Below are 24,512 nucleotides of genomic sequence, written 5' to 3'. Positions count from 1 at the left end.
TTCATCGACGACCCGATGATAGGCCGGCGGCGTTTGACAGGAATGACAGCGATGGTTGAATATCTGCCACATGCCCCCCTCCCCCGACATGCCTGCCGCACCAACCCCGCCTGTCTCGCCAGTCGATATCTGGCTGCTGGTGTTCCCGGGTTTCCTGCTGCTCGATGCCACGGGGCCGATCCAGGTCTTCGCCAGCGCCAACGATGAGGCGCGCGATGCCGGCCTGCCGGAACCCTACCGCATCCACCTGGTGGCGCAGGGCGGCGGCGCGGTCGAATCGTCGGCCGGCGTCAGCATGCTGGCGGCGCCCTTGCCGCGGCGCGGGATCGCGGGCGGCACGCTGGTCGTGTCCGGGGGCGGCAGCGCGGCCCTGCCTTCTTCCATGACGGACGAAGGACGTGCACTGCTGCGCTGGGTGGCCCGGACAAGCGAGGAAGCGGCGCGCTGCTGCTCCGTCTGCACCGGCGCCTTCGTGCTGGCCCGTGCCGGGCTGCTGGAAGGCCGCCGCGCCGTCACGCACTGGCAGGACGTGCCGGCCCTGCGCGCGCAGCATCCGGCGGTCGACGTGCAGGACGATGCGATCCACGTCCGCGACGGCAAGTTCCGCACCTCCGCCGGCATCAGCGCTGGCATGGACCTGGCACTCAGCCTCGTCGAGGAAGACCTGGGCCGCACGGCCGCGCTGGCGGTGGCCCGGCGCATGGTGCTGTTCCTGAAGCGCCCCGGCGGCCAGCGGCAGTTCAGCGCCGAGCTGCTGGCCCAGTCGGCGCCGGAAGGCGTCACCGCGCAGCTGACCGCATGGCTGCGCCCTCGTCTTGCGCGGCAGCTCGATGTCGACCAGATGGCATCCGCCTGCGCCCTCTCCGTGCGCACCCTGCACCGCCGCCTGCGCCAGGAGGCGGACGTCACGCCGGCGCAATTGCTGGCGCGCTTGCGGATGGAACTGGCCTGCAGCCTGCTGGAACGGCCACGGATGACAGTCAAGGAAGCCGCCCGGCGCAGCGGCCACGGCAGCGAATACAACCTGCGCCGCGCCTTCATGGCCCGGCTGGGCGTGCTGCCCAGCGACTACCGGGCCCGCTTCGCCTGACAGCCCCACCGCAACTGACCAGCTGGTCTCAAAACAACACCGGGGACAGTCCCGCCCAGGGGGACTGTCCCCAGCCGGGTTGCAACAGTTTTCGTTGCAAAAACGCCACCCGAAGGCGGCGTTCGGGGTGCTGCGGGGGATTGCGATCAACACCGGGGACTGTCCCGCCCAGAGGGACTGTCCCCAGCAGGGTTGCAACAGTTTTTGTTGTAGAAACGCCACCCGAAGGTGGCGTTTGGGGTGCTGCGGGGGATTGCGATCAGCGCTTGCGCACTGGTGGCAGGTCGGTGCAGACGCCTTCGTACACTTCGGCGGCCATGCCGATCGACTCGCCCAGCGTCGGGTGCGGGTGGATCGTCTTGCCGATGTCGGTGCCGTCGGCGCCCATCTCGATGGCCAGCGCGATCTCGCCGATCATGTCGCCGGCGTGCGTGCCGACGATGGTGCCGCCCACGATGCGGTGCGTTTCGGCATCGAACAGCACTTTCGTGAAGCCTTCGTCGCGGCCGTTGGCCACGGCGCGGCCGGAGGCGGCCCACGGGAAGTGGCCCTTCTCGACCTTGATGCCCTTGGCCTTCGCTTCGTCTTCCGTCAGGCCGACCCATGCCACTTCCGGATCGGTGTAGGCGACCGACGGGATGACCGTCGCATCGAAGTGCGACTTCTGGCCGGCGGCCGCTTCGGCGGCCACGTGGCCTTCATGCACGGCCTTGTGCGCCAGCATCGGCTGGCCCACCAGGTCGCCGATGGCGAAGATGTGCGGCACGTTGGTGCGCATCTGGCTGTCGACGTTGATGAAGCCCCGGTCGGTCACCTGCACGCCGGCCTTGTCGGCGGCGATCTTCTTGCCGTTCGGGCTGCGGCCCACGGCCACCAGGACCATGTCGTAGATCTGCGGTTCCGGCGCGGTGGCACCGGCTTCGGCGGCTTCGAACGTGACCTTGATACCCTCCGGCAGCGCTTCCACGCCGACGGTCTTGGTCTTGGTCATGATGTTGTCGAAGCGCGCCGCGTTGTACTTCTGCCAGATCTTCACGGCATCGCGGTCGGCGCCCTGCATCAGGCCATCCATCATCTCGACCACGTCGATGCGCGCGCCGAACGTGGAATACACGGTGGCCATTTCCAGGCCGATGATGCCGCCGCCGATCACCAGCATGCGCTTCGGCATGAAGCGCAGTTCCAGCGCGCCGGTCGAATCGACGATGCGCGGATCTTCCGGCACGAACGGAAGCTTGACGACGGATGAACCGGCCGCGATAACGGCGTGCTTGAACTGCACGACCCTCTTCGTGCCGTCGGCCCCGGTGACTTCGATGTGGTTCGGGCTGACGAACTGGCCGACGCCCTGCACCACCTGCACCTTGCGCGCCTTGGCCATGCCCGACAGGCCGCCGGTCATCTTCGAGATCACGCCTTCCTTGTACTTGCGTACTTCGTCGATGTCCACTTCAGGCTTGGCGAACTTCACGCCATGCTTGCCCAGGTGCGACGTCTCGTCGATCACGGAAGCCAGGTGCAGCAGCGCTTTCGACGGGATGCAGCCCACGTTCAGGCACACGCCGCCCAGCGTTGCATAACGCTCGACGATCACGGTGTTCTGGCCAAGGTCGGCGGCGCGGAACGCGGCCGAGTAGCCGCCAGGACCGCCGCCCAGCACCATCATGTCGCACTGGATGTCGACATTGCCGGTGTACGAACCAGCCGCCGGCGCGGGACCGGACGATGCCGGTGCCGCGGCCGGTGCCGGCACGGCAGGGCCGCCGTACACCGGCGCCGCCTGGCCCGGCGCCTCGCCTTTTTCGGCAGGCGTGGCAACCGGCGCCGCGGGAACGCCAGCTGGTGCAGGTGCAGCAGCAGGAGCAGCAGCGCCAGCGGCTTCTTCCAGCAACAGCAGCAACGAGCCTTCGGACACCTTGTCACCCACCTTGAACTTCAGCTCCTTGACCACGCCGGCGTGCGTCGCCGGAATCTCCATGGAAGCCTTGTCCGATTCCACGGTGGCGATCGACTGGTCGACCTTGATCGTGTCGCCCACCTTGACGATCACTTCGATGACTTCGACTTCCTTGAAGTCGCCGATGTTCGGTACTTTTACCTCAACGATGCTCATGTAGCAGGCTCCTTACAGCAGCACTTTGCGCATGTCGCCCAGCACTTCTGCCAGGTAGACTGCGAAGCGGGCACCGGACGCGCCGTCGACCACGCGGTGGTCGTACGACAGCGACAGCGTCATCATCAGGCGCGGCACGAACTGCTTGCCGTCCCACACCGGCTTCATCGAAGCCTTCGACAGGCCGAGGATCGCCACTTCCGGCGCATTCACGATCGGCGTGAAGTGCGAGCCGCCGATACCGCCCAGCGACGAGATCGTGAAAGTGGCACCCTGCATGTCGGCCGGTTTCAGCTTGCCTTCGCGCGCCGCCAGCGACAGTTCCGTCATCTCGCGGGCGATCTGCGACACGCTCTTCTGGTCGGCATTCTTCACCACCGGTACCACCAGGCCTTGCGGCGTGTCGGCGGCGAAGCCGATGTTGTAGTACTTCTTCAGGATCAGGTTCTCGCCCTTCGCGTCCAGCGAAGAGTTGAACGCCGGGTATTTCTTCAGCGCCGCAGCGGATGCCTTGATGACGAAGGCCAGCATCGTCAGCTTGGCGGCATCCTTGTTCTTCGCGTTGGCGTTGTTGGTGTCGACACGGAACGCTTCCAGGTCGGTGATGTCGGCATCCTCGAACTGCGTCACGTGCGGGATCATCACCCAGTTGCGGTGCAGGTTCGGGCCGGAGATCTTCTTGATGCGCGGCAGCGGCTGCAGTTCCGTTTCGCCGAACTTGGAGAAGTCCAGCGACGGCCATGGCAGCAGGTTCAGGCCCGCGCCGCTGCCGCCGGCCGGTGCGGCGGCAGCGGTCGGCGCAGCGGCGGCGCCGGCGATCACGCCCTTCACGTAGTTCTGCACGTCCTGCTGGGTGATTCGGCCTTTCGGACCGGTACCCGGCACTTTCGCCACGTCCACGCCCAGTTCGCGGGCGAACTTGCGGACGGACGGCGATGCGTGGGCCAGCTTGCCCGATACTGCCGGGGCTGCCGGCGCGGCGGCAGGCGCCGGTGCCGGAGCAGCGGCAGCGGCAGGTGCCGGAGCAGCGGGAGCCGCGGAAGGAGCAGAAGCGGCAGGTGCCGGAGCGGCGGCGGCAGGAGCGGCCGAGCCACCGGTCGATTCAACCACCAGCACCAGCGAGCCTTCGGCGACCTTGTCGCCCACCTTGACCTTGATTTCCTTGACCACGCCATCGTGCGACGACGGGATTTCCATCGACGCCTTGTCCGATTCCACGGTGATCAGCGACTGGTCCTTCTTGATCGTGTCGCCCACCTTGACCATCAGTTCGATGACTTCCACTTCCTTGAAGTCGCCGATGTCCGGTACCTTGACGTCGACCGGGCCGGCGGCGGCTGCCGGAGCAGCGGCCGGTGCCGGCGCCGGTGCCGGCGCGGCGGCCGCGGCAGGTGCCGGAGCAGCGGCGGCAGGCGCCGATGCCGGCGCAGCGGCGGCGCCTTCGCCTTCCACCAGCAACAGCAGCGAACCCTCGGCGACCTTGTCGCCGACCTTGACCTTGATTTCCTTGATGACCCCGGCCGACGACGATGGAATCTCCATCGACGCCTTGTCCGATTCGACGGTGACCAGCGACTGGTCGACCTTGATCGTGTCGCCGACCTTCACCATCAGCTCGATGATCTCGACTTCCTTGAAATCACCGATATCCGGGACTTTGACTTCCACAATGCTCATAGCGTTAGCTCCGTATTCTCGTTATTGGGTCACCGGATTTGGCTTGTTCGGGTTCAGGCCGTACTTGACGACAGCCTGTTCCACCACGGCGAGGTCGATCTTGCCTTCGTCGGCCAGCGAACGGAGCGCGGCAACCGTGATGTAGTAACGATTCACTTCGAAGAACTCGCGCAGCTTGGCGCGGCTGTCCGAGCGGCCGAAACCGTCGGTGCCCAGCACGCGGTAGGTGCGGTCCTTCGGCATGAAGGCACGGATCTGCTCGGCGTACAGGCGCATGTAGTCGGTCGTGGCGATGATCGGGCCCTGCGTATCCTTCAGCAGGCCGGTCACGTACGGCACGCGCTGTTCCTTGGTCGGGTTGACGAGGTTCCAGCGCTCGGCATCCTGGCCGTCGCGCGCCACCAGCGTCAGCGACGGTGCGGACCAGACGTCGGCGGCGATGCCCCAGTCCTTTTCCAGCAACTCGGCGGCGAAGATCGACTCGCGCAGGATCGTGCCGGAGCCGATCAGCTGTACGCGCTGGCCGGCGTTCGCGGCGCCTTCCTGCAGCAGGTACATGCCCTTCAGGATGCCCTCTTCCTGGCCGGCCTTCAGGCCCGGATGAGCGTAGTTCTCGTTCATGATGGTGATGTAGTAGAACACGTCTTCCTGTTCCGTCACCATGCGGCGCAGGCCGTCATGGACGATCACCGCCAGCTCGTGGCCGAAGGTCGGGTCGTACGGCAGGCAGTTCGGGATCGCCGCGGCGAACAGGTGGCTGTGGCCATCCTCGTGCTGCAGGCCTTCGCCGTTCAGCGTGGTACGGCCGGCGGTGCCGCCCATCATGAAGCCGCGGGCGCGCATGTCGCCTGCCGCCCAGGCCAGGTCGCCCACGCGCTGCATGCCGAACATCGAGTAGTACGTGAAGAACGGGATCATCACGCGGTTGTTCGTCGAGTACGACGTGGCCGCCGCGATCCACGAGCTCATGCCGCCCGCTTCGTTGATGCCTTCCTGCAGGATCTGGCCGGCCTTGTCTTCGCGGTAGTACATCACCTGGTCCTTGTCGACCGGCTCGTACAGCTGCCCCTGCTGGTTGAAGATGCCGATCTGGCGGAACAGGCCTTCCATGCCGAAGGTACGCGATTCGTCGACCAGGATCGGCACCACGCGCGGGCCCAGGCTCTGGTCGCGCAGCAGCGCGGTGATGATGCGCACGAACGACTGGGTCGTCGAGATTTCGCGGCCTTCCGCGGTCGGCTCCAGCACGTTCTTGAACGCTTCCAGCGGCGGCACGACCAGCGTTTCATCGGCCTTCATGCGGCGTGCCGGCAGGTAGCCGCCCAGGGCCTTGCGGCGCTCGTGCAGGTACTTCATTTCAGGCGCGTCGTCGGACGGCTTGAAGAACGGGATCTCGGCCAGCTTGTCGTCCGGGATGGGAATGTTGAAGCGGTCGCGCATTTCGCGGATCGCCTCGTCGTCCAGCTTCTTGGTCTGGTGGGCGGTGTTGCGCGCCTCGCCGGACTTGCCCATGCCGTAGCCCTTGACGGTCTTCACCAGCAGCACGGTCGGCTTGCCCTTCGCTTCCTGCGCCACCTTGAACGCGGCGTAGATCTTGTGCGGGTCGTGGCCGCCACGGGTCAGGCGCCAGATGTCGTCGTCGCTCATGTTGGCGACCATTTCCAGCAGCTTCGGATGCTTGCCGAAGAAGTGCTTGCGCACGTAGGCGCCATCCTTGGCCTTGTAGTTCTGGTATTCGCCGTCCAGCGTTTCCATCATTACGCGCTGCAGGATGCCTTCCTTGTCCTTGGCCAGCAGCTCGTCCCAGCCCGGGCCCCAGATGACTTTCACGACGTTCCAGCCGGCGCCGCGGAATTCGCCTTCCAGTTCCTGGATGATCTTGCCGTTGCCGCGCACCGGGCCATCCAGGCGCTGCAGGTTGCAGTTGACGACGATGACCAGGTTGTCCAGCATCTCGCGGGCAGCCATGCCGATCGCGCCCAGCGATTCCGGCTCGTCCATCTCGCCGTCGCCGCAGAAGGCCCAGACCTTGCGGCCGTCGGTGTTGGCGATACCGCGCGCATGCAGGTACTTCAGGAAGCGCGCCTGGTAGATCGCCATCAGCGGGCCCAGGCCCATCGACACGGTCGGGAACTGCCAGAAGTCCGGCATCAGTTTCGGGTGCGGGTACGACGACAGGCCGCGGCCGTCCACTTCCTTGCGGAAGTTGATCAGCTGGTCTTCGGTCAGGCGGCCTTCCAGGTAGGCGCGCGCGTACACGCCGGGCGACGAGTGGCCCTGGATGTACAGCAGGTCGCCGCCGTGCTCTTCGCTCGCGGCTTTCCAGAAGTGGTTGAAGCCGATGCCCAGCATGTTCGCCAGCGAGGCGAACGAGGACAGGTGGCCGCCCAGGTCGCCGTCGGCGCGGTTGGCACGCACCACCATCGCCATCGCGTTCCAGCGCATCCACGAGCGCAGGCGCTCTTCGTATTCCAGGTTGCCCGGGCAGTGCGCGCCCACGTCGGCGGGGATGGTGTTTACATACGCGGTATTGGCGGAGAACGGAATATCGGCGCCGCGGCGGCGCGCCAGGTCGACCAGGCGCTCCATCAGGTACTGGGCGCGTTCCGGCCCTTCATTCTGCAATACGGCATCGAGCGCCTCGAGCCATTCCTTGGTTTCCAGTGCGTCCGGATCATTGGCGATTTGGGCCGTGACCTGGTCAAGTTGAGCTGACATCTATCTAGTCTCCTGAGTGAATTGGCCCGAACCGATGCGGTGATCGTGGCGGACGCGAGGGGGTGATTATTTACCAAGACTTTTACGAAGTGTGAGGATTCTAACAGTGAATTTCCCCATTTTCAAAATATGGAAGATGTTTTTACAATGTGAAATCTCCCTATGAAAAAATGCTGCAATGCCGCATAAACGCGCGGTTTCCGCTCACTTTTCGAGAGCAATAAATCAATTGTTTGAGCGGAGCGGAAGCGTTTCCGGCGCCGCGATGGATGGACCACCCGCAGGCGGCGAAAACCAGCGGTTGTTTTCGCCGGCTAGCCGCGAGACGGCTGCGCGCGCTTTCCCACCCTATGACGAGACGGGAAGTGCCGGCAGCCGGCAGCGCGCATTTATAATGGCGGTCTTTCATCCCACCTTAGCCAATCATCATGTCTGCCCAACTCATCGACGGAATCGCCCTCTCCCAGAAACTGCGCGCCGAAATCGCCTCCCGCGCTGCCGCATTGACCGCCAACGGCAAGCAGCCCGGCCTGGCCGTGATCCTGGTGGGCGAAGACCCGGCCAGCCAGGTGTACGTGCGCAACAAGGTGAAGGCCTGCGGCGACGTGGGCATCCACTCGGTGCTGGAAAAATACGACGCCGACCTGAGCGAACAGGCCCTGCTCGACCGTATCGCGGCACTGAACGCGGATCCGGCGATCCACGGCATCCTGGTGCAGATGCCGCTGCCGAAGCACATCAATCCGCACAAGGTCATCGAAGCCATTTCCACGTCCAAGGACGTCGACGGTTATTCGGTACTGTCCGCCGGCGAACTGATGACCGGCCTGGAAGGCTTCCGCCCGTGCACGCCGTACGGCTGCATGAAGCTGATCGAATCGACCGGCGTCGACCTGCGCGGCAAGCACGCGGTGGTGATCGGCCGCAGCAACACGGTCGGCAAGCCGATGGGCCTGCTGCTCTTGCAGGCCAACGCCACCGTCACCATCTGCCACAGTGCTACCCCGGACCTCTCCGTGTATACGAAGCAGGCCGACGTGGTCGTGGCAGCCGTCGGCCGCCGCAACACGCTGACCGCCGACATGGTGAAGCCGGGCGCAATCGTGATCGATGTAGGCATGAACCGCGACGATAATGGCAAATTGTGCGGCGACGTGGATTTTGCCGGCATCAAGGAAGTGGCCGCGCACATTACGCCGGTACCCGGCGGTGTCGGCCCGATGACGATCACGATGTTGTTGATGAATACCATCGAGTCCGCAGAACGCGGCTGAACAGTATCGAATGAGCCGGGCACGGCTCTCAACCATAGGAATGACCGATGACGACTGACAACCCCCTGCTGGACTTTGGCGGCCTGCCGCGTTTCGACGCGATCAAGCCGGAACACGTGACGCCGGCCATCGACGAACTGCTGGCGAAAAACCGCGCCGTGGTGACGCAGCTGGAAGCGCCGGTGGACCCGGTGACGTGGCAGAACTTCGTGACGCCGCTGGAAAACGCCACCGAACTGCTGGGCCGTGCATGGGGGATCGTCAGTCACCTGAACAACGTGGCCGACACGCCCGAGCTGCGCGCGGTCTATAACGAGAACCTGCCGAAGGTGACGGAGTTCTGGACCGAGCTGGCCCAGAACGAGGCGCTGTTCGCCAAGTACAAGGCGCTGCAGGCCTCGCCGGAATTCGCCACGCTGTCGCCGGCGCGCAAGCGCATCGTGGAAAATGCGATCCGCGATTTCCGCATGGGCGGCGCCGAGCTGCCGGCCGAGCAGAAGGAACGCTTCGCGCAGATCCAGGAAGAGCATGCCGCCACGTCGACGCGCTTCTCGGAAAACGTGCTGGACGCCACCAACGACTGGAAACTGCTGGTCGAGGATGAAGCCGAGCTGGCCGGCCTGCCGGACGACGTGAAGCACGCCGCGAAAACCCTGGCGGAGAAAGACGGCAAGCAGGGCTGGCAGTTCACGCTGCATTTCCCGTCGTATTACCCGATCCTGCAGTTCGCGGACAGCCGCGCGCTGCGCGAGAAGGTGTATCGCGCCAATGCCACCAAGGCTTCCGAGCTGGGCGACGTGTTCAGCGAGCGCGACAAGTGGGACAACGGCGCGAACATCGTGAAACTGCTGCAGCTGCGCGCCGAAGAGGCGCAGCTGCTGGGCTACCAGAACTTTGCCGAGGTCTCGCTGGTGCCGAAGATGGCGCAGAGCCCCGAACAGGTGATCGGCTTCCTCGAAGACCTGGCAAAGCGCGCCCGCCCCTATGCCGAGAAGGACCTGGAGGAACTGAAGACCTTCGCGGCCGAACACCTGGGCCTGACGGAACTGAACGCATGGGACCTGCCCTACGCTTCCGAGAAGCTGCAGCAGCACCGCTATGCATTCTCGGCGCAGGAGGTCAAGCAGTACTTCCCCGAACACAAGGTGATCGACGGCCTGTTCAAGCTGGTGCAGAACCTGTTCGGCGTGCAGATCCTGCCGGACCAGGCGCCCACGTGGCACAAGGACGTGCGCTTCTTCCGCATCGAACGCGACGGCAACCTGGTGGGCCAGTTCTACCTGGACCTGTACGCCCGCCCCGGCAAGAACAGCGGCGCGTGGATGGACGATGCGCGCAGCCGCCGCGTGGAAGCCGGCCAGCTGCAGACGCCGATCGCCTACCTGACCTGCAACTTCACGGAACCGGCCGTCATCGACGGCAAGGTGCAGCCTTCGCTGTTCACGCACGACGAGGTGATCACGCTGTTCCACGAATTCGGCCATGGCCTGCATCACATGCTGACCGTCGTCGAGGAACTGGGCGTGTCCGGCATCGCCGGGGTGGAGTGGGATGCGGTGGAGCTGCCGTCGCAGTTCATGGAAAACTTCTGCTGGGAGTGGAACGTGCTGTCGCACATGACGGCGCACGTGAAGACGGGCGAGCCGCTGCCGCGCGCGCTGTACGACAAGATGCTGGCGGCGAAGAATTTCCAGTCCGGCCTGCAGACGCTGCGCCAGGTCGAGTTCTCGCTGCTGGACATGCACCTGCACTACGACTATCAACCGGAATCGGGCAAGTCGGTACAGGACGTGATCGACGAAGTGCGCAGCCGCTTCGCCGTCATCGTCCCGCCGGCGTTCAACCGCTTCCAGAACTCGTTCGGCCACATCTTCGCCGGCGGCTACGCGGCGGGCTATTACAGCTACAAATGGGCCGAGGTGCTGTCCGCCGACGCGTATGCGGCGTTCGAGGAAGCGGCGGAACTGGAAGGCGCCGACGAGCGCGTGGTCGATACGGGCCGCAAGTTCCTGCACGAGATCCTGTCCGTCGGCGGTTCGCGGCCGGCGCTGGAATCGTTCACCGCCTTCCGCGGCCGCGAGCCGCAGATCGACGCGCTCCTCCGGCACAGCGGCATGGCAGCATGATGCGGCCGAAGTAAGCGCCATGGTGTCGGACACCCAACGGGTGTCCGACACCGGTTTCCCCTGCCCCACCGCGCTACAATAGCGCCCATGACCCGCATCGATTTCCACACCAACGTTCCCGACAAGATCGCCTACGCGTGCCGCCTGCTGCGCAAGGCCTACAACGCTTCGAGCTCGTCCAACGCTTCGAGCTCGTCCGGCGCGAAGAACCGCATCGTCGTGATGACGGAAGACGGCGCGCAGCTGGCGGCGCTCGATGCGGCGCTGTGGAGCTTTTCCGACGTCGACTTCCTGCCCCACGTGCACGCCAACGACCCGCTGGCGCCCGATACGCCGATCGTGCTGGCCGACAGCGACAGCGTGGAACTGCCGCCGGCCGACCTGCTGGTGAACCTGGCACGCCGTGCTCCCGTGCAGTTCGAAAGCTTTCCCCGCCTGATCGAAGTGGTGTCCACCGACGAAGACGACGCGGCCGCCGGGCGCATCCGTTTCGTCGCCTATAAACGGCAGGACTTCCAGCCCACCCACCTCAGCGTAGGCAAATCGTGAGCCCGGGACCGTTCGATGCCGGCATCCCGGTGCTGACGGAAGTGCTGCAGGAGATTGCGCCCGCTCCTGCTCCGACTTCGGCCCCTGCGTCCGCCGCTTCCTATGCGGCGACGCCGGCTCCCGCCTCCAGGCCGGCGGTCTGGCGCACCGGCGCGGGGGTAGCCGCAACCGTGCCTGCGCCGGCACCGGTGATCGACCTGGTCGTGCCGGCCGATGCCGACGTCGAGGCCGGCATGGAAGGGGAACCGGCGACCGCGGCTGAACCGGCGATGGCCGCGGAACCGGCCAGGGAAACCGCCGCGCCCGCCGAACCGCAGGCCGCCGAACCGCAGGCCGCCATTGATCTGGCCGCCGTTGATCTGGCCGCCATCGAGCAGGCGCTCAGCGAACGCATCGTGCGGCAATTGATGCCGCGCGTCGATGCGCTGGTCGCCGAACGTCTCGACCGGGTCCTGCAGCATCTCGCCGCCGACCTGCAGTCCGGTCTCGGCGAATCGATCGCCCAGGCCGTGGCGGCTTCCGTGCGGCAGGAGCTTGCGGCGCTGCAGGCACCAGCAGAGTGAAAGCACGGTGAAATGCGCCTGAAGAAGCGCCCGGAGCGGTGCATGCATGCCCCCTGCCGGTGCGCGCCGCAACAATCGCCATTTGCACCTTTGCCAATCGAAAAATTTGTTGTACCTTCTGCCAGAATGACGCTCACGAGGCGTCCACCACTTTCATTGGAGAGACGAGAATGCAGACGAAGTCCATCGCAGCAGCCATCGCAGTAGCCTTCGCGGCTGTCGCCACAGTGCCGGCAGGCGCGCAGGAAATCATCAAGATCGGCCACGTGGGCCCGGTCTCCGGCGCCCAGTCGCACCTCGGCAAGGATAACGAGAACGGCGCCAACATGGCGGTCAGCGACCTGAACGCGAAGGGCATCAAGATCGGCGGCAAGCCGGTGAAATTCGTGCTCGTCCTGGAAGACGACGGTGCCGACCCGAAACAGGGCACGACCGTGGCGCAGAAGCTGGTCGATGCCAAGGTCAACGGCGTGGTCGGCCACCTGAACTCCGGCACCACGGTGCCGGCATCGCGCATCTATTACAATGCCGGCATCCCGCAGGTCTCGCCGGCCTCCACCAACCCTGTCTATACGAAGCAGAAGTTCAACACCGCGTTCCGCGTGGTCGCCAACGATGCCAAGCTGGGCGGTACGCTGGGCAAGTACGCGGTGGACAAGCTGGCCGCGAAAAAGATCGCCGTGATCGATGACCGCACCGCCTATGGCATGGGCGTGGCAACCGAGTTCATCAAGGGCGCCAAGGGCGCGCAGATCGTCGACAAGCAGTTCACGAACGACAAGGCCACCGACTTCAACGCGATCCTCACCAGTATCAAGGCGAAGAACCCGGACCTGGTGTTCTTCGGCGGCATGGATGCGGTGGGCGGCCCACTGCTGCGCCAGATGAAGGCGCTGGGCATCAAGGCCAAGTTCATGGGCGGCGACGGCGTCTGCACCGACGCGCTGCCGCGCCTGGCCGGCACCGCGGCCGCCGATGGCGTGGTGACCTGCGCCGAAGCGGGCGGCGTGCCGCCGGAACTGCAAAAGAACATGGACGACTTCCGCGCCCGCTACAAGAAGGCCTACAACCAGGAAGTGCAGCTGTATGCGCCGTACGTGTACGATTCCGTGATGACGCTGGCGCAGGCGATGCAGGATGCCGGATCGAGCGATCCGAAGAAATACCTGCCGTTCCTGAAGAAGGTGAAGTACCAGGGCGTGACGGGCCTGATCACGTTCGACCAGTTCGGCGACATCAACGATGGCGCGCTGACGCTGTTCACGTACACCGGCGGCAAGAAGACGCGGATGGAAGTGGTCAAGTAAACAGGATAACGACGGAGACAAACCGTGCGGCCGTCCCCTGGTGGACGGCCTTTTGTTTTTTCAGCGGCCCTTATTTGCTGGCCGCATAAGTATTGGAGTAAACCGTATATGCAACAGAAGCTGATTTCCCTGGCCATCGGCGCCACCCTGCTCTCCGCTGGCGGCGCGATGGCGCAGGAAGTGGTCAAGATCGGCTATGTGGGCCCGCTGTCGGGCCAGTCCGCCCACCTGGGCACGGACACGTCGAACGGCGCGCGGCTGGCCGTGGAAGACCTGAACGCCAAGGGCTTCAAGATCGACGGCAAGGCCGTCAAGTTCGTGCTGCTGGCCGAAGATGACGCCGCCGAGCCGAAGCAGGCGACGGCGGCCGCACAGAAGCTGGCCGACCAGAAAGTGAACGGCGTGATCGGCCACCAGACGTCCGGCACGTCGATTCCCGCGTCGCGCATCTACTACAACGCCGGCATCCCGCAGATCTCGGCATCGGCTACCAGCCCTGTCTACACGCGCCAGAAATTCAACACCACGTTCCGCGTGGTCGCCAACGACCTGAAGCTGGGCGGCACGCTGGGCACGTACGCCGTGCAGAAACTGGGCGCGAAGCGGATCGCCGTGATCGACGACCGCACCGCCTACGGCATGGGCGTGGCGACGGAATTCATCAAGGCTGCGAAAGGCGCGCAGATCGTCGACAAGCAGTTCACCAACGACAAGGCCACCGATTTCAACGCGATCCTTACCAGCATCAAGTCGAAGAATCCCGACCTGGTCTTCTTCGGCGGCATGGATTCGGTGGGCGGCCCGCTGCTGCGCCAGATGAAGGCGCTGGGCATCAAGACCAAGCTGATGGGCGGCGACGGCATCTGCACCGAAGCCATGCCGAAACTGGCCGGCCCGACCGCGGGCGACGACGCGATCGTGTGCGCGGAGGCGGGCGGCGTGACGCCGGCGCAGCAAAAGAAAATGGAAGAATTCGCCGGCCGCTACAAGAAGCGCTATGGCCAGGAGCTGCAGATCTACGCACCGTATTCGTATGACGCGGTGATGGCGATGGCCACGGCGATGGCGAACGCGAAGTCGGCCAATCCGAAGCAATACCTGCCATCCCTGTCGAAAGTGAGCTATCCGGGCATTACCGGCACGATCGCCTTCGATGCCGCCGGCGACATCAAGGATGGCGCGCTGACACTGTTCACGTTCCGCGGCGGGAAGAAGACGCTGATCGAGGTGGTGAAATAAGCATGCGGCTGTGAACGAGCTGGCGTAAAAAAACCGGGCATTGCCCGGTTTTTTATTGCTACGGCGCGGAAGATTACTTCTGCGCCAGGATCCATTTGACGAGCGTTTTCGCATCCGCCTCGCTCACTTGGGGGTTGGCCGGCATCGGGATCGCGCCCCACACGCCGGAACCGCCCTTGATCACCTTGCCGACCAGCTTGGCTTCGGCATCCTTCTGGCCCGCGTACTTGGCGGCCACATCCTTGTAGGCCGGACCCACCAGCTTGTTCGCAACAGCGTGGCAAGCCATGCAGTTCTTTGCCTTCGCCAGGTCCGCATTCGCCATCGCCGACTGCGACACGAACGCCGCGCCCACTACCATTGCACCCATCACGAAACGTTTCATCGATCTCTCCAACGATTTCTCTACATTAAACCCGCGGTGATTCTAACGCGTTTCGCATCGGCGAGTACGTATGGCGGGGTACGTATAGCGTCTATTGCCACAACGGGTTGCCCCGGCAGTCCGTTGACCTCGAATTGTTGCAATACGTAAATTTTGTAAGTACCATGGACCGCTCACCGGAGCCAGCCATGCCGATCATCCTTGCCATCATTGTACTTTGCACACTGCGCTTTTTCGAAGTCTGGCGCTTTGCCGACCTGTCGTGGTGGTGGATCGTGGGGCTGATGGGTGTTGCGTTCATCTGGTTCGAGTTCGTCGAACCGATGCTGGGGCTGGACAAGCGCAAGGCGCACGACGTGGATGCACAACGCCGCAAGGACCGCGTCGCCGGCCGGTTCGGCTCGCGGAAAAAGAAGTAACGTTGCCGCTGAGGTCGTGTCACCGTGCCTGGCACGCGGACACGGGTTCGGCTCGCGGAAAATGCATAACGTTGCCGCTGAGGCCGTGTCACCGTGCCTGGCACGCGGACACGGGTTCGGCTCGCGGAAAATAAATAACGTTGCCGCTGAGGCCGTGTCACCGTGCCTGGCACGCGGACACGGCCTCGACCGTTTAAAAATTACCGCTTCAGCTGCGACAGGTCGCGCACGGCGCCGCGGTCGGCGGAGGTGGTCAGCGCGGCGTAGGCACGCAGTGCCTGGGAGACGGCACGTTCGCGGTTGACCGGATGCCAGGCGGCGGCACCCTTGTCTTCCATTTTGCCGCGGCGATGCGCCAGTTCCTCGGTCGTCACGCGCAGGTTGATCGTGCGGTTCGGGATGTCGATGTCGATCATGTCGCCCTCTTCCACCAGGCCGATGGCGCCGCCTTCGGCCGCTTCCGGCGAGGCGTGGCCGATCACCAGGCCCGAGGAGCCGCCGGAGAAGCGGCCATCGGTGAACAGCGCGCAAGCCTTGCCGAGGCCCTTCGACTTGATGTACGAGGTCGGGTACAGCATTTCCTGCATGCCCGGGCCGCCCTTCGGGCCTTCGTAGCGGATGATGACGACGTCGCCCGCATGGACCGTGTCGCCCAGGATGCCTTCCACCGCCGCGTCCTGGCTTTCAAACACGCGCGCCTTGCCGGAGAACTTCAGGATGCTTTCATCGACGCCGGCCGTTTTCACGATGCAGCCCTTCTCGGCGATGTTCCCGTACAGGACGGCCAGGCCGCCATCCTGCGAATAGGCATGCTCGCGGTCGCGGATGCAGCCGGCCGTGCGATCGAGGTCGTTGGCCTCGAAGCGTTCCGATTGCGAGAACGCCGTCTGGGTCGGCACGCCGCCCGGCGCGGCGCGGAACAGCTGATGCACCGCCTGGTCGTCGCTGCGCTTGATGTCGTATTTCTCGATCGCCTCGCCCAGCGTCCTGGAATGTACGGTCGGCAGCGACGTGTCGAGCAGGCCGGCACGGGCCAGCTCGCCCAGGATCGCGATGATGCCGCCGGCGCGGTGCACGTCCTCGATGTGGTACTTGTCCGTCATCGGCGCCACCTTGCACAGGCACGGCACGTTGCGCGAGATGCGGTCGATGTCGGCCATCGTGAACGACACCTCGGCTTCGTGCGCGGCGGCCAGCAGGTGCAGCACGGTGTTGGTCGAGCCGCCCATCGACACGTCCAGCGCCATGGCGTTTTCCCAGGCGGCCTTGGAGGCGATATTGCGCGGCAGGACCGAGTAATCGTCCTGCTCGTAGTGGCGCTTGGTGATCTCCACGATCAGCCGGCCGGCACGCAGGAACAGCTCCTTGCGGTCGGAGTGGGTGGCCAGGATCGTGCCATTGCCCGGCAGCGACAGGCCGAGCGCCTCGGTCAGGCAGTTCATCGAGTTCGCGGTGAACATGCCGGAGCAGGAGCCGCAGGTCGGGCAGGCCGAGCGTTCGATCTCCGCCACGTCGGCATCCGACACGGTGGCATCGCCCGCCTTGATCATCGCGTCCACCAGGTCCAGCTTGATGATCTTCTTGTCGGAGTTGACGACCTTGACGACCTTGCCCGCTTCCATCGGCCCACCGGACACGAAGATGGTCGGGATATTCAGGCGCATCGCGGCCATCAGCATGCCCGGGGTGATCTTGTCGCAGTTCGAGATGCACACCATCGCATCGGCGCAGTGCGCATTGACCATGTACTCGACCGAATCGGCGATCAGGTCGCGCGACGGCAGCGAGTACAGCATGCCGCCGTGGCCCATCGCGATACCGTCGTCCACGGCGATCGTGTTGAATTCCTTGGCCACGCCGCCGGCGGCCTCGATCTCGCGCGCGACCATCTGGCCCAGGTCCTTCAGGTGCACGTGGCCCGGCACGAACTGCGTGAACGAGTTGACGACGGCGATGATCGGCTTGCTGAAATCGCCATCCTTCATGCCGGTGGCGCGCCACAGCGCGCGGGCGCCGGCCATGTTGCGGCCCTGGGTGGTGGTGTAGGAACGGTAGGTTGGCATGATGGATGTCTCCTCGGACTTATATAAACAGCAGCAACCGCGGCACACGCGGACAGATGCGCGAAAGGGCATCAGCTTGCGCGCGTTGCCATCAGTTGTCAAATATATGATTTAATGCCCTGTGAGAGCCTGGAGATATCACTGAAATGAACATTGAACTACGCCAGCTGCGCTACTTCGTCACCGTTGCCGAGGAATTGCACTTCGGCCGCGCGGCCAAGCGCCTGCACATGACGCAGCCGCCGCTGTCGCAGACCATTCTCGCGCTGGAGGACCTGCTGGGCGCCGCCCTGTTCGACCGCAACCGCCGCGGCGTGGCACTGACCGCGGCCGGCGAAGCGCTGCTGCCCGAAGCGCGCCGCCTGCTGGCCCAGGCCGGAGAACTGCCGGGCCTGGTCAAGCGGGCCGCGTCGGGCACCACGGGCAAGCTGGTACTGGCGTTCGTGTCGTCCGCCGACTACAGCGTGCTGCCGCCTTCGCTGCGGGCCTACCGCGCCGCCTTTCCGCAGGTGCAGATCACGCTGCAGGAAGCCACCTCCGACCTGCAGCTGGAAGAACTGCTGCACGGCCGCGTCGATGCGGGCCTGCTGATCCCGCCGCTGCCGGACAAGGCGAAAGCGGATCTCGACTACCTGCCGGTACTCAACGAGCCCCTGATCCTGGCCTCGCCGGCCAGCCTGCCGGAACTGCGCGGCAAGCCCGAAGCCAACCTGCGCACGCTGCCGCCACTGCCGCTGATCATTTTCCCGCGCGCGATTTCGCCGGGGCTGTACGACGCGATCCTGGCCGTGTTCCGCGCCGCCGGCATCACGCCGATCATCGGGCAGGAAGCCATCCAGATGCAAACGATCGTCAGCCTGGTGTCGGCCGGCATGGGCATCGCACTTGTGCCACAATCGGTCTCCAACCTGCGCCGCCCGGGAGTAGAATACCGCCCGCTGGCGCAGGCCACGCCGCTCGTCGAGACGGGCCTGGCATGGCGCCGAGACAATACATCCCCTGTCCTCAAGGGCTTCCTGGACTTGATGAGAAAGAGACTCTGAATGCTGATCCACCCGATGCCCGATCCCGTCGCCCTGCATCTCGGCCCGGTCGCGATCCACTGGTATGGCCTGATGTACGTGCTGGCATTCGCGCTGTTCATCGCGCTGGGCCGCGTGCGCATCAAACAGCCGCACATCGCCGCGCTGGGCTGGAAGAACCAGGACCTGGACGACATGCTGTTCTACGGCATGCTGGGCGTGGTGGTCGGCGGCCGGCTGGGCGAAGTGATCTTCTACCAGCCGCACCTGTTCGCCACGCCGCTGGAGATCTTCAAGGTCTGGCAAGGCGGCATGAGTTTCCACGGCGGCTTCCTGGGCGTGCTGATCGCGATGTGGTTCTGGGCGCGCAAGGCGAAGCGCAACCTGCTGGACGTGTATGACTTCATCGCGCCGATGGTGCCGCTCGGGTATGCCGCCGGGCGCCTCGGCAATTTCATCAACGCCGAACTGCCTGGCCGCCCGGTACTCGACCCGAACCTGCCGTGGGCGATGATCTGGCCGAACGTGGACGCGCTGCCGCGCCACCCGTCGCCGATCTACCAGATGCTGGTGGACGGCATCCTCGTGTTCATCATCCTGTGGATGTTCGCCCGCCATGCCCGGCCGCGCCTCGCGGTAGGCGCCATGTACACGCTGCTGTATGGCTGCGCGCGTTTCTTCACCGAGTATTTCCGCACGCCGGACTGGGAAACCACGGTACTGGGGCTGCCGATCACGTCGGGCCAGGTGCTGTCGCTGCCGATGATCGTTGCGGCCATCGCGATGCTGGTGTGGTCGTACCGGCGCAAAAGCTACGGCGTGGCGCCGGCGCACGCCTAGCGCGCCCTGTCGCCGCATGCGCAGGCGGTCAAGCCTGCGCCGCCGGTCTCACGGCCGGTCCTTCATCGCCGGTCCTTCAGTTAGTCCTCGGCCAGTTCCTCGGCCAGTCTCCCGGCTGGCCCTTCAGCCGATCAGCTTCAATATGAAGCGCCACTCGTCCGCTTCCACCGGCATCACGGACAGCCTGCTGCCCTTGGCCAGCAGGCGCATGTTCTCCAGCTCGGGATGGCTGCGCAACTCCTTCAGCTCCACATAGCGCCCCTGCTTCACCGCCCTGACGTCGATGCCGGTCCAGCGCGGGTTTTCCGCGGTGGCCTTGGCGTCGTAGTAAGGGCTGGCCGGATCGAACTGCGTGGCATCCGGATATGGCGTGCTGGCGATTTCCGCGATGCCCGCGATCCCCGGTACCGCGCAGCTGGAGTGATAGAACAGCACGCCGTCGCCGACCTGCATGGCGTCGCGCATGAAGTTACGGGCCTGGTAATTGCGCACGCCATACCAGGACGTGGTCTGGTTCTTCGAGGCGAGCACGTCGTCGAAACTGACGTCGTCGGGTTCGGACTTCATCAGCCAGTACTGTTTCGGCATCGGCACGGCTCCGGACATGAATAGGATGGACGCGAGAAAGCTGGGCCCAAAAATCTGAGCGTAAAAAAGCTGGGCGTAAAAAAGCGGCTGCGCACCTTTCAGTGCGACAACCGCTTTCAGTACTGCAGTATAGGGCCCCGCCTGTGCCGTCATGCCGGCATCCTGAACCTAACGGTTCAAGGCGGCCACAGTCAGTTCAACTTCGGGTTCATCGGACTAGCGACGCTCACACCCGCCGAACAATGTTCCGCGACCTATGCGTGTTAATGGTTCAAGGAATATATGGCACTTCTCGAACACCGCAGGGTGAGACGCAGTTTACTCCTCAAACGGCCTGAGGGAAAGTCTTATCGTGCAAATGGAAGCACTAGAACAGATTTTCCTGGGGGGTCAACGCACTGTCGAGCACGCGGTGCATCGCGGCGATCTTGTGCTGCACTTCGAGCAGCGAGATCTCCGACAGCGGGCCGGCCGGCGCCTTCGCCGTCAGGAATTCGGCCGCCATCGACAGCGCCGCCATCACGGCGATACGGTCGTTGCCCTTCACCCTGCCGGTGTCGCGAATGGTGGTCATTTTCTTGTCCAGCAGCGCGGCCGCTTCGCGCAGCGCGCGTTCTTCGCCTTCCTTGCAGACCAGGCGGTAAGACGAACCGAGGATGTTGACGTCCACATTGCTCATGACTGGATGTCCTCTTTCTCGGGGGTTGCCGTTTCCAGCGGCGGAATATGTTCCAGCAATGCCGACACGCGTGCATGCGCTTCGGCCAGGCGCTTCTGGTGACCGAGGTTTTCAGCCACCAGCGCAGCGTTGGCCTGGCGCAGCTGCGCGTTTTCGCGACGCAGCGATTGCGTCAGTTCGGCCAACTGCTCGATCTTGTCGGAAAGTTCTTGGAAGTCTGCAATCATCCCGCCACTATAGGGCGGCGCGATAACATGGTCAACCGAATCGGCAGCGTTCTACACTTAATTACATCTTAATAAGGGAACGTGACGATAAGACAGCCGCAGCAAGCGGCTGGGCCATGCGTCTGGAACCATGCCACCGGGCGGCGGCATGGCGAGAATTGCCGGGAACGTCAGGTGACCGTGCCCAAGGCCAGCAGCAGCATGGCGCCAGCCAGCACGCCCAGCGCGGCACCGGCAGCCACGTTGATCGCGACACGCACCCACTCGGGCGCATGCAAGTCTCTCGGGAATTTCGTCTGGAACATCGCAGCCTCCGCAAAACAAAGATATCAATGCAATGTTTTCAATGCAATTTCTTGGGAATCGCTGGTGCAGTGTTGCTGGTGTGTTGCTAAGCAGTGTTGCTGGTGCAGTGTTGGATGATGCTTCCAAATGCGTAGGACAGTTTGCACCTCCCGCGAGGCTTTGTCAAAACACAAACGGGCTTCGCCGTGGTCCCGGCCATCGATGCCCGGGCATGCCCGCCGGCCCCTAGAAATTTTCCTAATATGAATTCTCTTGAAATCACTTATGACCATCCCTATAATTGTTGGCACTCGTTAGTCGAGAGTGCTAACAACGAATCAACCTCACTGTACACATAAGGAGTTTTGTATGAACCTTCGCCCCTTGCACGATCGCGTCATCGTTAAACGCCTGGACCAGGAAACCAAGACCGCGTCGGGCCTGATCATTCCTGATGCCGCCGCCGAGAAGCCGGACCAGGGTGAAGTGCTGGCAGTGGGCAACGGCAAGGTTGCCGACAACGGCACGCTGCGCGCACTGGAAGTCAAAGTTGGCGATCGCGTTCTGTTCGGCAAATACTCCGGCCAGGCTGTCAAGGTTGACGGCGAAGAGCTGCTGGTGATGCGCGAAGAAGACATCCTGGCGATCGTCAACAAGTAATCGGCCGACCCCTTACATAGAATCTGGAGATTTCCAACATGGCAGCTAAAGAAGTGATTTTCGGCGACGCAGCGCGCGCCAAAATGGTTGAAGGCATCAACATCCTGGCCAACGCGGTCAAAGTCACGCTGGGCCCGAAAGGCCGCAACGTGGTGCTGGAGCGCTCGTTCGGCGCCCCGACCGTGACCAAGGACGGCGTTTCGGTCGCCAAAGAAATCGAACTGAAAGACAAGCTCCAGAACATGGGCGCGCAGATGGTGAAGGAAGTCGCATCGAAGACCTCCGACAACGCCGGTGACGGCACCACCACCGCAACCGTGCTGGCCCAGGCCATCGTGCGCGAAGGCATGAAGTTCGTTGCCGCCGGCATGAACCCGATGGACCTGAAGCGCGGCATCGACAAGGCTGTCGCCGCCACCGTCGAAGAACTGACGAAGATCGCCAAGCCATGCACCACCTCGAAAGAAATCGCCCAGGTTGGCGCGATCTCCGCGAACTCGGACTACTCGATCGGCGAGCGCATCGCTGAAGCGATGGAAAAAGTGGGCAAGGAAGGCGTCATCACCGTGGAAGACGGCAAGTCGCTGAACGACGAGCTGGACATCGTGGAAGGCATGCAGTTCGACCGCGGCTACCTGTCGCCGTACTTCATCAACAACCAGGAAAAGCAAGTCGCTGTCCTGGAGAACCCGTTCGTCCTGCTGTTCGACAAGAAAATCTCGAACATCCGCGACCTGCTGCCGGTACTGGAGCAAGTGGCGAAAGCCGGCCGTCCGCTGCTGATCATCGCCGAAGACATCGAAGGCGAAGCGCTGGCGACCCTGGTGGTCAACAACATTCGCGGCATCCTGAAGACCTGCGCAGTGAAGGCTCCGGGCTTCGGCGACCGCCGCAAGGCCATGCTGGAAGACATCGCCGTGCTGACCGGCGGCCAGGTGGTGGCTGAAGAAGTCGGCCTGACGCTGGAAAAAGTCACGCTGGCCGAACTGGGCCAGGCCAAGCGCATCGAAGTGGGCAAGGAAAACACGATCGTCATCGACGGCGCTGGCGAAGCTGCCGGCATCGAAGGCCGCGTTCGCCAGATCCGCGCGCAGATCGAAGAAGCGACCTCGGACTACGACCGTGAAAAACTGCAGGAACGCGTGGCCAAGCTGGCCGGCGGTGTTGCCGTGATCAAGGTTGGCGCTGCCACCGAAGTCGAAATGAAGGAAAAGAAAGCCCGCGTGGAAGACGCACTGCACGCCACCCGCGCTGCCGTGGAAGAAGGCATCGTTCCTGGCGGCGGCGTGGCCCTGCTGCGTGCCCGCGCTGCGCTGACCGTGAAGGGCGACAACCCTGACCAGGAAGCCGGCATCAAGATCGTGCTGCGCGCGATGGAAGAGCCGCTGCGCATGATCGTGCAGAACGCCGGCGAAGAATCGTCGGTGGTGGTCAACGCTGTCCTGGGCGGCACCGGCAACTACGGCTACAACGCTGCCAACGGCACCTATGGCGACATGGTGGAAATGGGCGTGCTGGATCCGGCCAAGGTAACCCGCTCGGCACTGCAGAACGCCGCGTCGATCGCCGGCCTGATGCTGACGACCGACTGCATGGTGGCCGAAGTGGTGGAAGACAAGCCAGCCGGCGGCATGGGTGGCATGGGCGGCATGGGTGGCATGGGCGGCATGGACGGCATGATGTAATCATGCGGTCAAGCCGGCTCCGGTCGGCTGCACCTTGAAAGGCTGCTTCTTCGGAAGCGGCCTTTTTTATTGGCGCTGTCACCCGAACCTTTGGAAGTTTCGCCAGGTCATCAAGAAAGAGTGTCATTGCCGCGCAGCGCAGCGATCAGGCAGTCTGCAGGAGCAAGCCAGCGCCGCCCGTCGAGGCCATGGCGCCAACCCAGGTAGTTCGGCAGGTATTTGCTCGCTACGCCATTGAACCGCGACAGCCAGCTGTGAAAACGGCTGTGATAACCGTTCACATGTTGCAGGTGGATGGCGACGCGGGTGCGCATGCCTGCCCTCAGATTGACTGCTTGATGCAGGATGCCGGCGCGGCGCGCGAACGTGCGGTAAGCGGCAGCGCTGTCCGACACCAGCAAGACATCGGCGGCCAACACTGGGGACAGGTGGCGCGCCAGCTGGTGCGCCGTGACCGGGCCTCGGCCGCAGACGAAATCCCGGGTTTTGCCGTCACGGTCGCGTGCCACGAGGATGCAATCGAGTTCCTTGGAGATGCCGCGCCGCCTGGCCTTGCCGCCACGCCGGCGCGCCGGCCGGTCAAGGTGCCGGCTGCCTTTCTGCGATTCGAGCAGGTAGGTCTCATCCGCCTCGACGATGCCTTGCAGCCGGGGTGGCCGGTCGTGCCGTGCTGCGCCCATGAAACGATGGCGCCAGCGAAAGCTGGTATTGCGGTGGATGCCGATGTTTTCGGCGGCGCCCCGGACCGTGCGCGAATCCAGCACCGCCTCCAGGAACGGCAGCCATTTGCCGCGCAGGCGCAAGAAAGCGAAGGGTGTGCCAGTCAACGCATTGAAGGTGCGGCGGCACGCTACGCAGCGGTAGCGTTGCAGCCCACCAGTGCTGCCGTGACGATGGATGCGGGTAGTCGCGCAATGCGGACAACGATCGCAGGGCCGGCCGAACTTCTCGATCAGTTCAAGACAGGTCGCCAGTGAGGACGCCGACTCGAGCAGGGCACGCA

General features: G+C 64.1%; 22 protein-coding genes and 1 other RNA gene. 12 read left to right on the top strand and 11 right to left on the bottom strand.

What is annotated here, in order from left to right; genetic code table 11:
- Positions 1-70 precede the first annotated feature (70 nt).
- The gene (locus FHS02_RS30815) at positions 71-1,090 is read left to right on the top strand and encodes a GlxA family transcriptional regulator (RefSeq protein WP_229422710.1); all 1,020 of its coding nucleotides are present in this window, start codon (positions 71-73) and stop codon (positions 1,088-1,090) included.
- Positions 1,091-1,349: 259 nt separating this feature from the next.
- On the opposite strand, the gene lpdA is transcribed toward FHS02_RS30815, so the two are convergent.
- Genes lpdA through aceE form a run of 3 tightly spaced genes read right to left on the bottom strand, consistent with a single transcriptional unit; the run spans position 1,350 to position 7,598 of the window.
- Positions 1,350-3,203: a dihydrolipoyl dehydrogenase gene (lpdA, locus tag FHS02_RS30810; RefSeq protein WP_137314398.1), complete on the bottom strand. Its 1,854-nt coding sequence runs from the start codon at positions 3,201-3,203 to the stop codon at positions 1,350-1,352.
- A gap of 12 nt (positions 3,204-3,215) precedes the next feature.
- Positions 3,216-4,880, bottom strand: coding sequence for a dihydrolipoyllysine-residue acetyltransferase (aceF, locus tag FHS02_RS30805; protein WP_137314399.1), 1,665 nt, complete (start codon positions 4,878-4,880; stop codon positions 3,216-3,218).
- Between the two features lie 21 nt (positions 4,881-4,901).
- On the bottom strand, positions 4,902-7,598 hold the full coding sequence (gene aceE, locus FHS02_RS30800) for a pyruvate dehydrogenase (acetyl-transferring), homodimeric type (RefSeq protein ID WP_137314400.1): 2,697 nt from the start codon (positions 7,596-7,598) through the stop codon (positions 4,902-4,904).
- Positions 7,599-8,026: 428 nt separating this feature from the next.
- On the opposite strand from aceE, the gene folD reads away from it, so the two are divergent.
- The 6 genes from folD to FHS02_RS30770 all read left to right on the top strand — a co-directional run bounded on the left by folD (position 8,027) and on the right by FHS02_RS30770 (position 14,656).
- A complete protein-coding gene (folD, locus tag FHS02_RS30795; RefSeq protein WP_137314401.1) occupies positions 8,027-8,872 on the top strand; it encodes a bifunctional methylenetetrahydrofolate dehydrogenase/methenyltetrahydrofolate cyclohydrolase FolD in 846 nt (281 codons plus the stop codon).
- Between the two features lie 47 nt (positions 8,873-8,919).
- A complete protein-coding gene (locus FHS02_RS30790; protein ID WP_137314402.1) occupies positions 8,920-10,998 on the top strand; it encodes a M3 family metallopeptidase in 2,079 nt (692 codons plus the stop codon).
- An 87-nt stretch (positions 10,999-11,085) separates the two neighbouring features.
- A complete protein-coding gene (locus FHS02_RS30785) occupies positions 11,086-11,547 on the top strand; it encodes a DNA polymerase III subunit chi (protein ID WP_137314403.1) in 462 nt (153 codons plus the stop codon).
- The gene (locus FHS02_RS30780) at positions 11,544-12,110 is read left to right on the top strand and encodes a hypothetical protein (RefSeq protein ID WP_137314404.1); all 567 of its coding nucleotides are present in this window, start codon (positions 11,544-11,546) and stop codon (positions 12,108-12,110) included. Before FHS02_RS30785 ends, FHS02_RS30780 begins: the two co-directional genes overlap by 4 nt.
- 170 nt (positions 12,111-12,280) lie before the next feature.
- Positions 12,281-13,417 (top strand): branched-chain amino acid ABC transporter substrate-binding protein, encoded by a 1,137-nt coding sequence (locus tag FHS02_RS30775; RefSeq protein WP_137314405.1) that lies wholly within the window; start codon positions 12,281-12,283, stop codon positions 13,415-13,417.
- A gap of 108 nt (positions 13,418-13,525) precedes the next feature.
- Positions 13,526-14,656: a branched-chain amino acid ABC transporter substrate-binding protein gene (locus tag FHS02_RS30770; protein WP_137314406.1), complete on the top strand. Its 1,131-nt coding sequence runs from the start codon at positions 13,526-13,528 to the stop codon at positions 14,654-14,656.
- A gap of 73 nt (positions 14,657-14,729) precedes the next feature.
- Here FHS02_RS30770 and FHS02_RS30765 read toward each other — a convergent pair whose 3' ends face one another.
- Entirely contained in the window at positions 14,730-15,041 is a 312-nt protein-coding gene (locus FHS02_RS30765; RefSeq protein WP_137314407.1) for a c-type cytochrome, read from the bottom strand.
- Between the two features lie 188 nt (positions 15,042-15,229).
- Between FHS02_RS30765 and FHS02_RS30760 the strand changes: the two genes are divergently transcribed.
- Positions 15,230-15,460, top strand: a complete 231-nt coding sequence (locus FHS02_RS30760) for a TIGR04438 family Trp-rich protein (RefSeq protein ID WP_137314408.1) — start codon at positions 15,230-15,232, stop codon at positions 15,458-15,460.
- Positions 15,461-15,660: 200 nt separating this feature from the next.
- On the opposite strand, the gene ilvD is transcribed toward FHS02_RS30760, so the two are convergent.
- Positions 15,661-17,523 (bottom strand): dihydroxy-acid dehydratase, encoded by a 1,863-nt coding sequence (gene ilvD / locus FHS02_RS30755; RefSeq protein ID WP_137314409.1) that lies wholly within the window; start codon positions 17,521-17,523, stop codon positions 15,661-15,663.
- 146 nt (positions 17,524-17,669) lie between these two features.
- Between ilvD and FHS02_RS30750 the strand changes: the two genes are divergently transcribed.
- Both FHS02_RS30750 and lgt read left to right on the top strand, forming a co-directional pair.
- Positions 17,670-18,566 (top strand): LysR family transcriptional regulator, encoded by an 897-nt coding sequence (locus FHS02_RS30750; RefSeq protein WP_137314410.1) that lies wholly within the window; start codon positions 17,670-17,672, stop codon positions 18,564-18,566.
- The gene (gene lgt / locus FHS02_RS30745; protein ID WP_137314411.1) at positions 18,567-19,385 is read left to right on the top strand and encodes a prolipoprotein diacylglyceryl transferase; all 819 of its coding nucleotides are present in this window, start codon (positions 18,567-18,569) and stop codon (positions 19,383-19,385) included.
- A 123-nt stretch (positions 19,386-19,508) separates the two neighbouring features.
- Here lgt and FHS02_RS30740 read toward each other — a convergent pair whose 3' ends face one another.
- From FHS02_RS30740 to FHS02_RS31890, 5 genes are all read right to left on the bottom strand, one after another.
- A complete protein-coding gene (locus tag FHS02_RS30740) occupies positions 19,509-19,973 on the bottom strand; it encodes an EVE domain-containing protein (RefSeq protein WP_229422712.1) in 465 nt (154 codons plus the stop codon).
- 130 nt (positions 19,974-20,103) lie between these two features.
- Positions 20,104-20,284: non-coding RNA, 6S RNA (ssrS, locus tag FHS02_RS30735), on the bottom strand.
- Positions 20,285-20,340: 56 nt separating this feature from the next.
- Positions 20,341-20,652 (bottom strand): cell division protein ZapA, encoded by a 312-nt coding sequence (locus FHS02_RS30730; RefSeq protein WP_137314412.1) that lies wholly within the window; start codon positions 20,650-20,652, stop codon positions 20,341-20,343.
- Complete coding sequence (locus tag FHS02_RS30725) at positions 20,649-20,879, bottom strand: hypothetical protein (protein WP_137314413.1); 231 nt, start codon at positions 20,877-20,879, stop codon at positions 20,649-20,651. The genes FHS02_RS30730 and FHS02_RS30725 overlap by 4 nt, the downstream gene beginning before the upstream one ends.
- Before the next feature lie 170 nt (positions 20,880-21,049).
- Complete coding sequence (locus tag FHS02_RS31890; RefSeq protein ID WP_259772414.1) at positions 21,050-21,184, bottom strand: hypothetical protein; 135 nt, start codon at positions 21,182-21,184, stop codon at positions 21,050-21,052.
- 349 nt (positions 21,185-21,533) lie between these two features.
- Here FHS02_RS31890 and groES point away from each other — a divergent pair, with 349 nt between their 5' ends.
- Both groES and groL read left to right on the top strand, forming a co-directional pair.
- On the top strand, positions 21,534-21,824 hold the full coding sequence (gene groES / locus FHS02_RS30720) for a co-chaperone GroES (protein ID WP_130187819.1): 291 nt from the start codon (positions 21,534-21,536) through the stop codon (positions 21,822-21,824).
- Between the two features lie 38 nt (positions 21,825-21,862).
- Complete coding sequence (gene groL, locus FHS02_RS30715) at positions 21,863-23,509, top strand: chaperonin GroEL (RefSeq protein ID WP_130187818.1); 1,647 nt, start codon at positions 21,863-21,865, stop codon at positions 23,507-23,509.
- 110 nt (positions 23,510-23,619) lie between these two features.
- On the opposite strand, the gene FHS02_RS30710 is transcribed toward groL, so the two are convergent.
- Positions 23,620-24,504: an IS1595 family transposase gene (locus FHS02_RS30710; RefSeq protein ID WP_371870610.1), complete on the bottom strand. Its 885-nt coding sequence runs from the start codon at positions 24,502-24,504 to the stop codon at positions 23,620-23,622.
- Between the last annotated feature and the right edge of the window lie 8 nt (positions 24,505-24,512).

Source organism: Pseudoduganella umbonata (assembly GCF_014192225.1).
Classification (GTDB): Bacteria; Pseudomonadota; Gammaproteobacteria; order Burkholderiales; family Burkholderiaceae_D; genus Rugamonas; species Rugamonas umbonata.
This window is presented reverse-complemented; position numbering and strand designations above follow the sequence as displayed.

Excerpts from the sequence above, each read along its gene's own strand:
- FHS02_RS30815 (WP_229422710.1), top strand. The coding sequence starts at position 71 with ATGCCCCCCTCCCCCGACATGCCTGCCGCACCAACCCCGCCTGTCTCG.
- lpdA (WP_137314398.1), bottom strand. The coding sequence starts at position 3,203 with ATGAGCATCGTTGAGGTAAAAGTACCGAACATCGGCGACTTCAAGGAA.
- aceF (WP_137314399.1), bottom strand. The coding sequence starts at position 4,880 with ATGAGCATTGTGGAAGTCAAAGTCCCGGATATCGGTGATTTCAAGGAA.
- aceE (WP_137314400.1), bottom strand. The coding sequence starts at position 7,598 with ATGTCAGCTCAACTTGACCAGGTCACGGCCCAAATCGCCAATGATCCG.
- folD (WP_137314401.1), top strand. The coding sequence starts at position 8,027 with ATGTCTGCCCAACTCATCGACGGAATCGCCCTCTCCCAGAAACTGCGC.
- FHS02_RS30790 (WP_137314402.1), top strand. The coding sequence starts at position 8,920 with ATGACGACTGACAACCCCCTGCTGGACTTTGGCGGCCTGCCGCGTTTC.
- FHS02_RS30785 (WP_137314403.1), top strand. The coding sequence starts at position 11,086 with ATGACCCGCATCGATTTCCACACCAACGTTCCCGACAAGATCGCCTAC.
- FHS02_RS30775 (WP_137314405.1), top strand. The coding sequence starts at position 12,281 with ATGCAGACGAAGTCCATCGCAGCAGCCATCGCAGTAGCCTTCGCGGCT.
- FHS02_RS30770 (WP_137314406.1), top strand. The coding sequence starts at position 13,526 with ATGCAACAGAAGCTGATTTCCCTGGCCATCGGCGCCACCCTGCTCTCC.
- FHS02_RS30765 (WP_137314407.1), bottom strand. The coding sequence starts at position 15,041 with ATGAAACGTTTCGTGATGGGTGCAATGGTAGTGGGCGCGGCGTTCGTG.
- FHS02_RS30760 (WP_137314408.1), top strand. The coding sequence starts at position 15,230 with ATGCCGATCATCCTTGCCATCATTGTACTTTGCACACTGCGCTTTTTC.
- ilvD (WP_137314409.1), bottom strand. The coding sequence starts at position 17,523 with ATGCCAACCTACCGTTCCTACACCACCACCCAGGGCCGCAACATGGCC.
- FHS02_RS30750 (WP_137314410.1), top strand. The coding sequence starts at position 17,670 with ATGAACATTGAACTACGCCAGCTGCGCTACTTCGTCACCGTTGCCGAG.
- lgt (WP_137314411.1), top strand. The coding sequence starts at position 18,567 with ATGCTGATCCACCCGATGCCCGATCCCGTCGCCCTGCATCTCGGCCCG.
- FHS02_RS30740 (WP_229422712.1), bottom strand. The coding sequence starts at position 19,973 with ATGCCGAAACAGTACTGGCTGATGAAGTCCGAACCCGACGACGTCAGT.
- FHS02_RS30730 (WP_137314412.1), bottom strand. The coding sequence starts at position 20,652 with ATGAGCAATGTGGACGTCAACATCCTCGGTTCGTCTTACCGCCTGGTC.
- FHS02_RS30725 (WP_137314413.1), bottom strand. The coding sequence starts at position 20,879 with ATGATTGCAGACTTCCAAGAACTTTCCGACAAGATCGAGCAGTTGGCC.
- FHS02_RS31890 (WP_259772414.1), bottom strand. The coding sequence starts at position 21,184 with ATGTTCCAGACGAAATTCCCGAGAGACTTGCATGCGCCCGAGTGGGTG.
- groES (WP_130187819.1), top strand. The coding sequence starts at position 21,534 with ATGAACCTTCGCCCCTTGCACGATCGCGTCATCGTTAAACGCCTGGAC.
- groL (WP_130187818.1), top strand. The coding sequence starts at position 21,863 with ATGGCAGCTAAAGAAGTGATTTTCGGCGACGCAGCGCGCGCCAAAATG.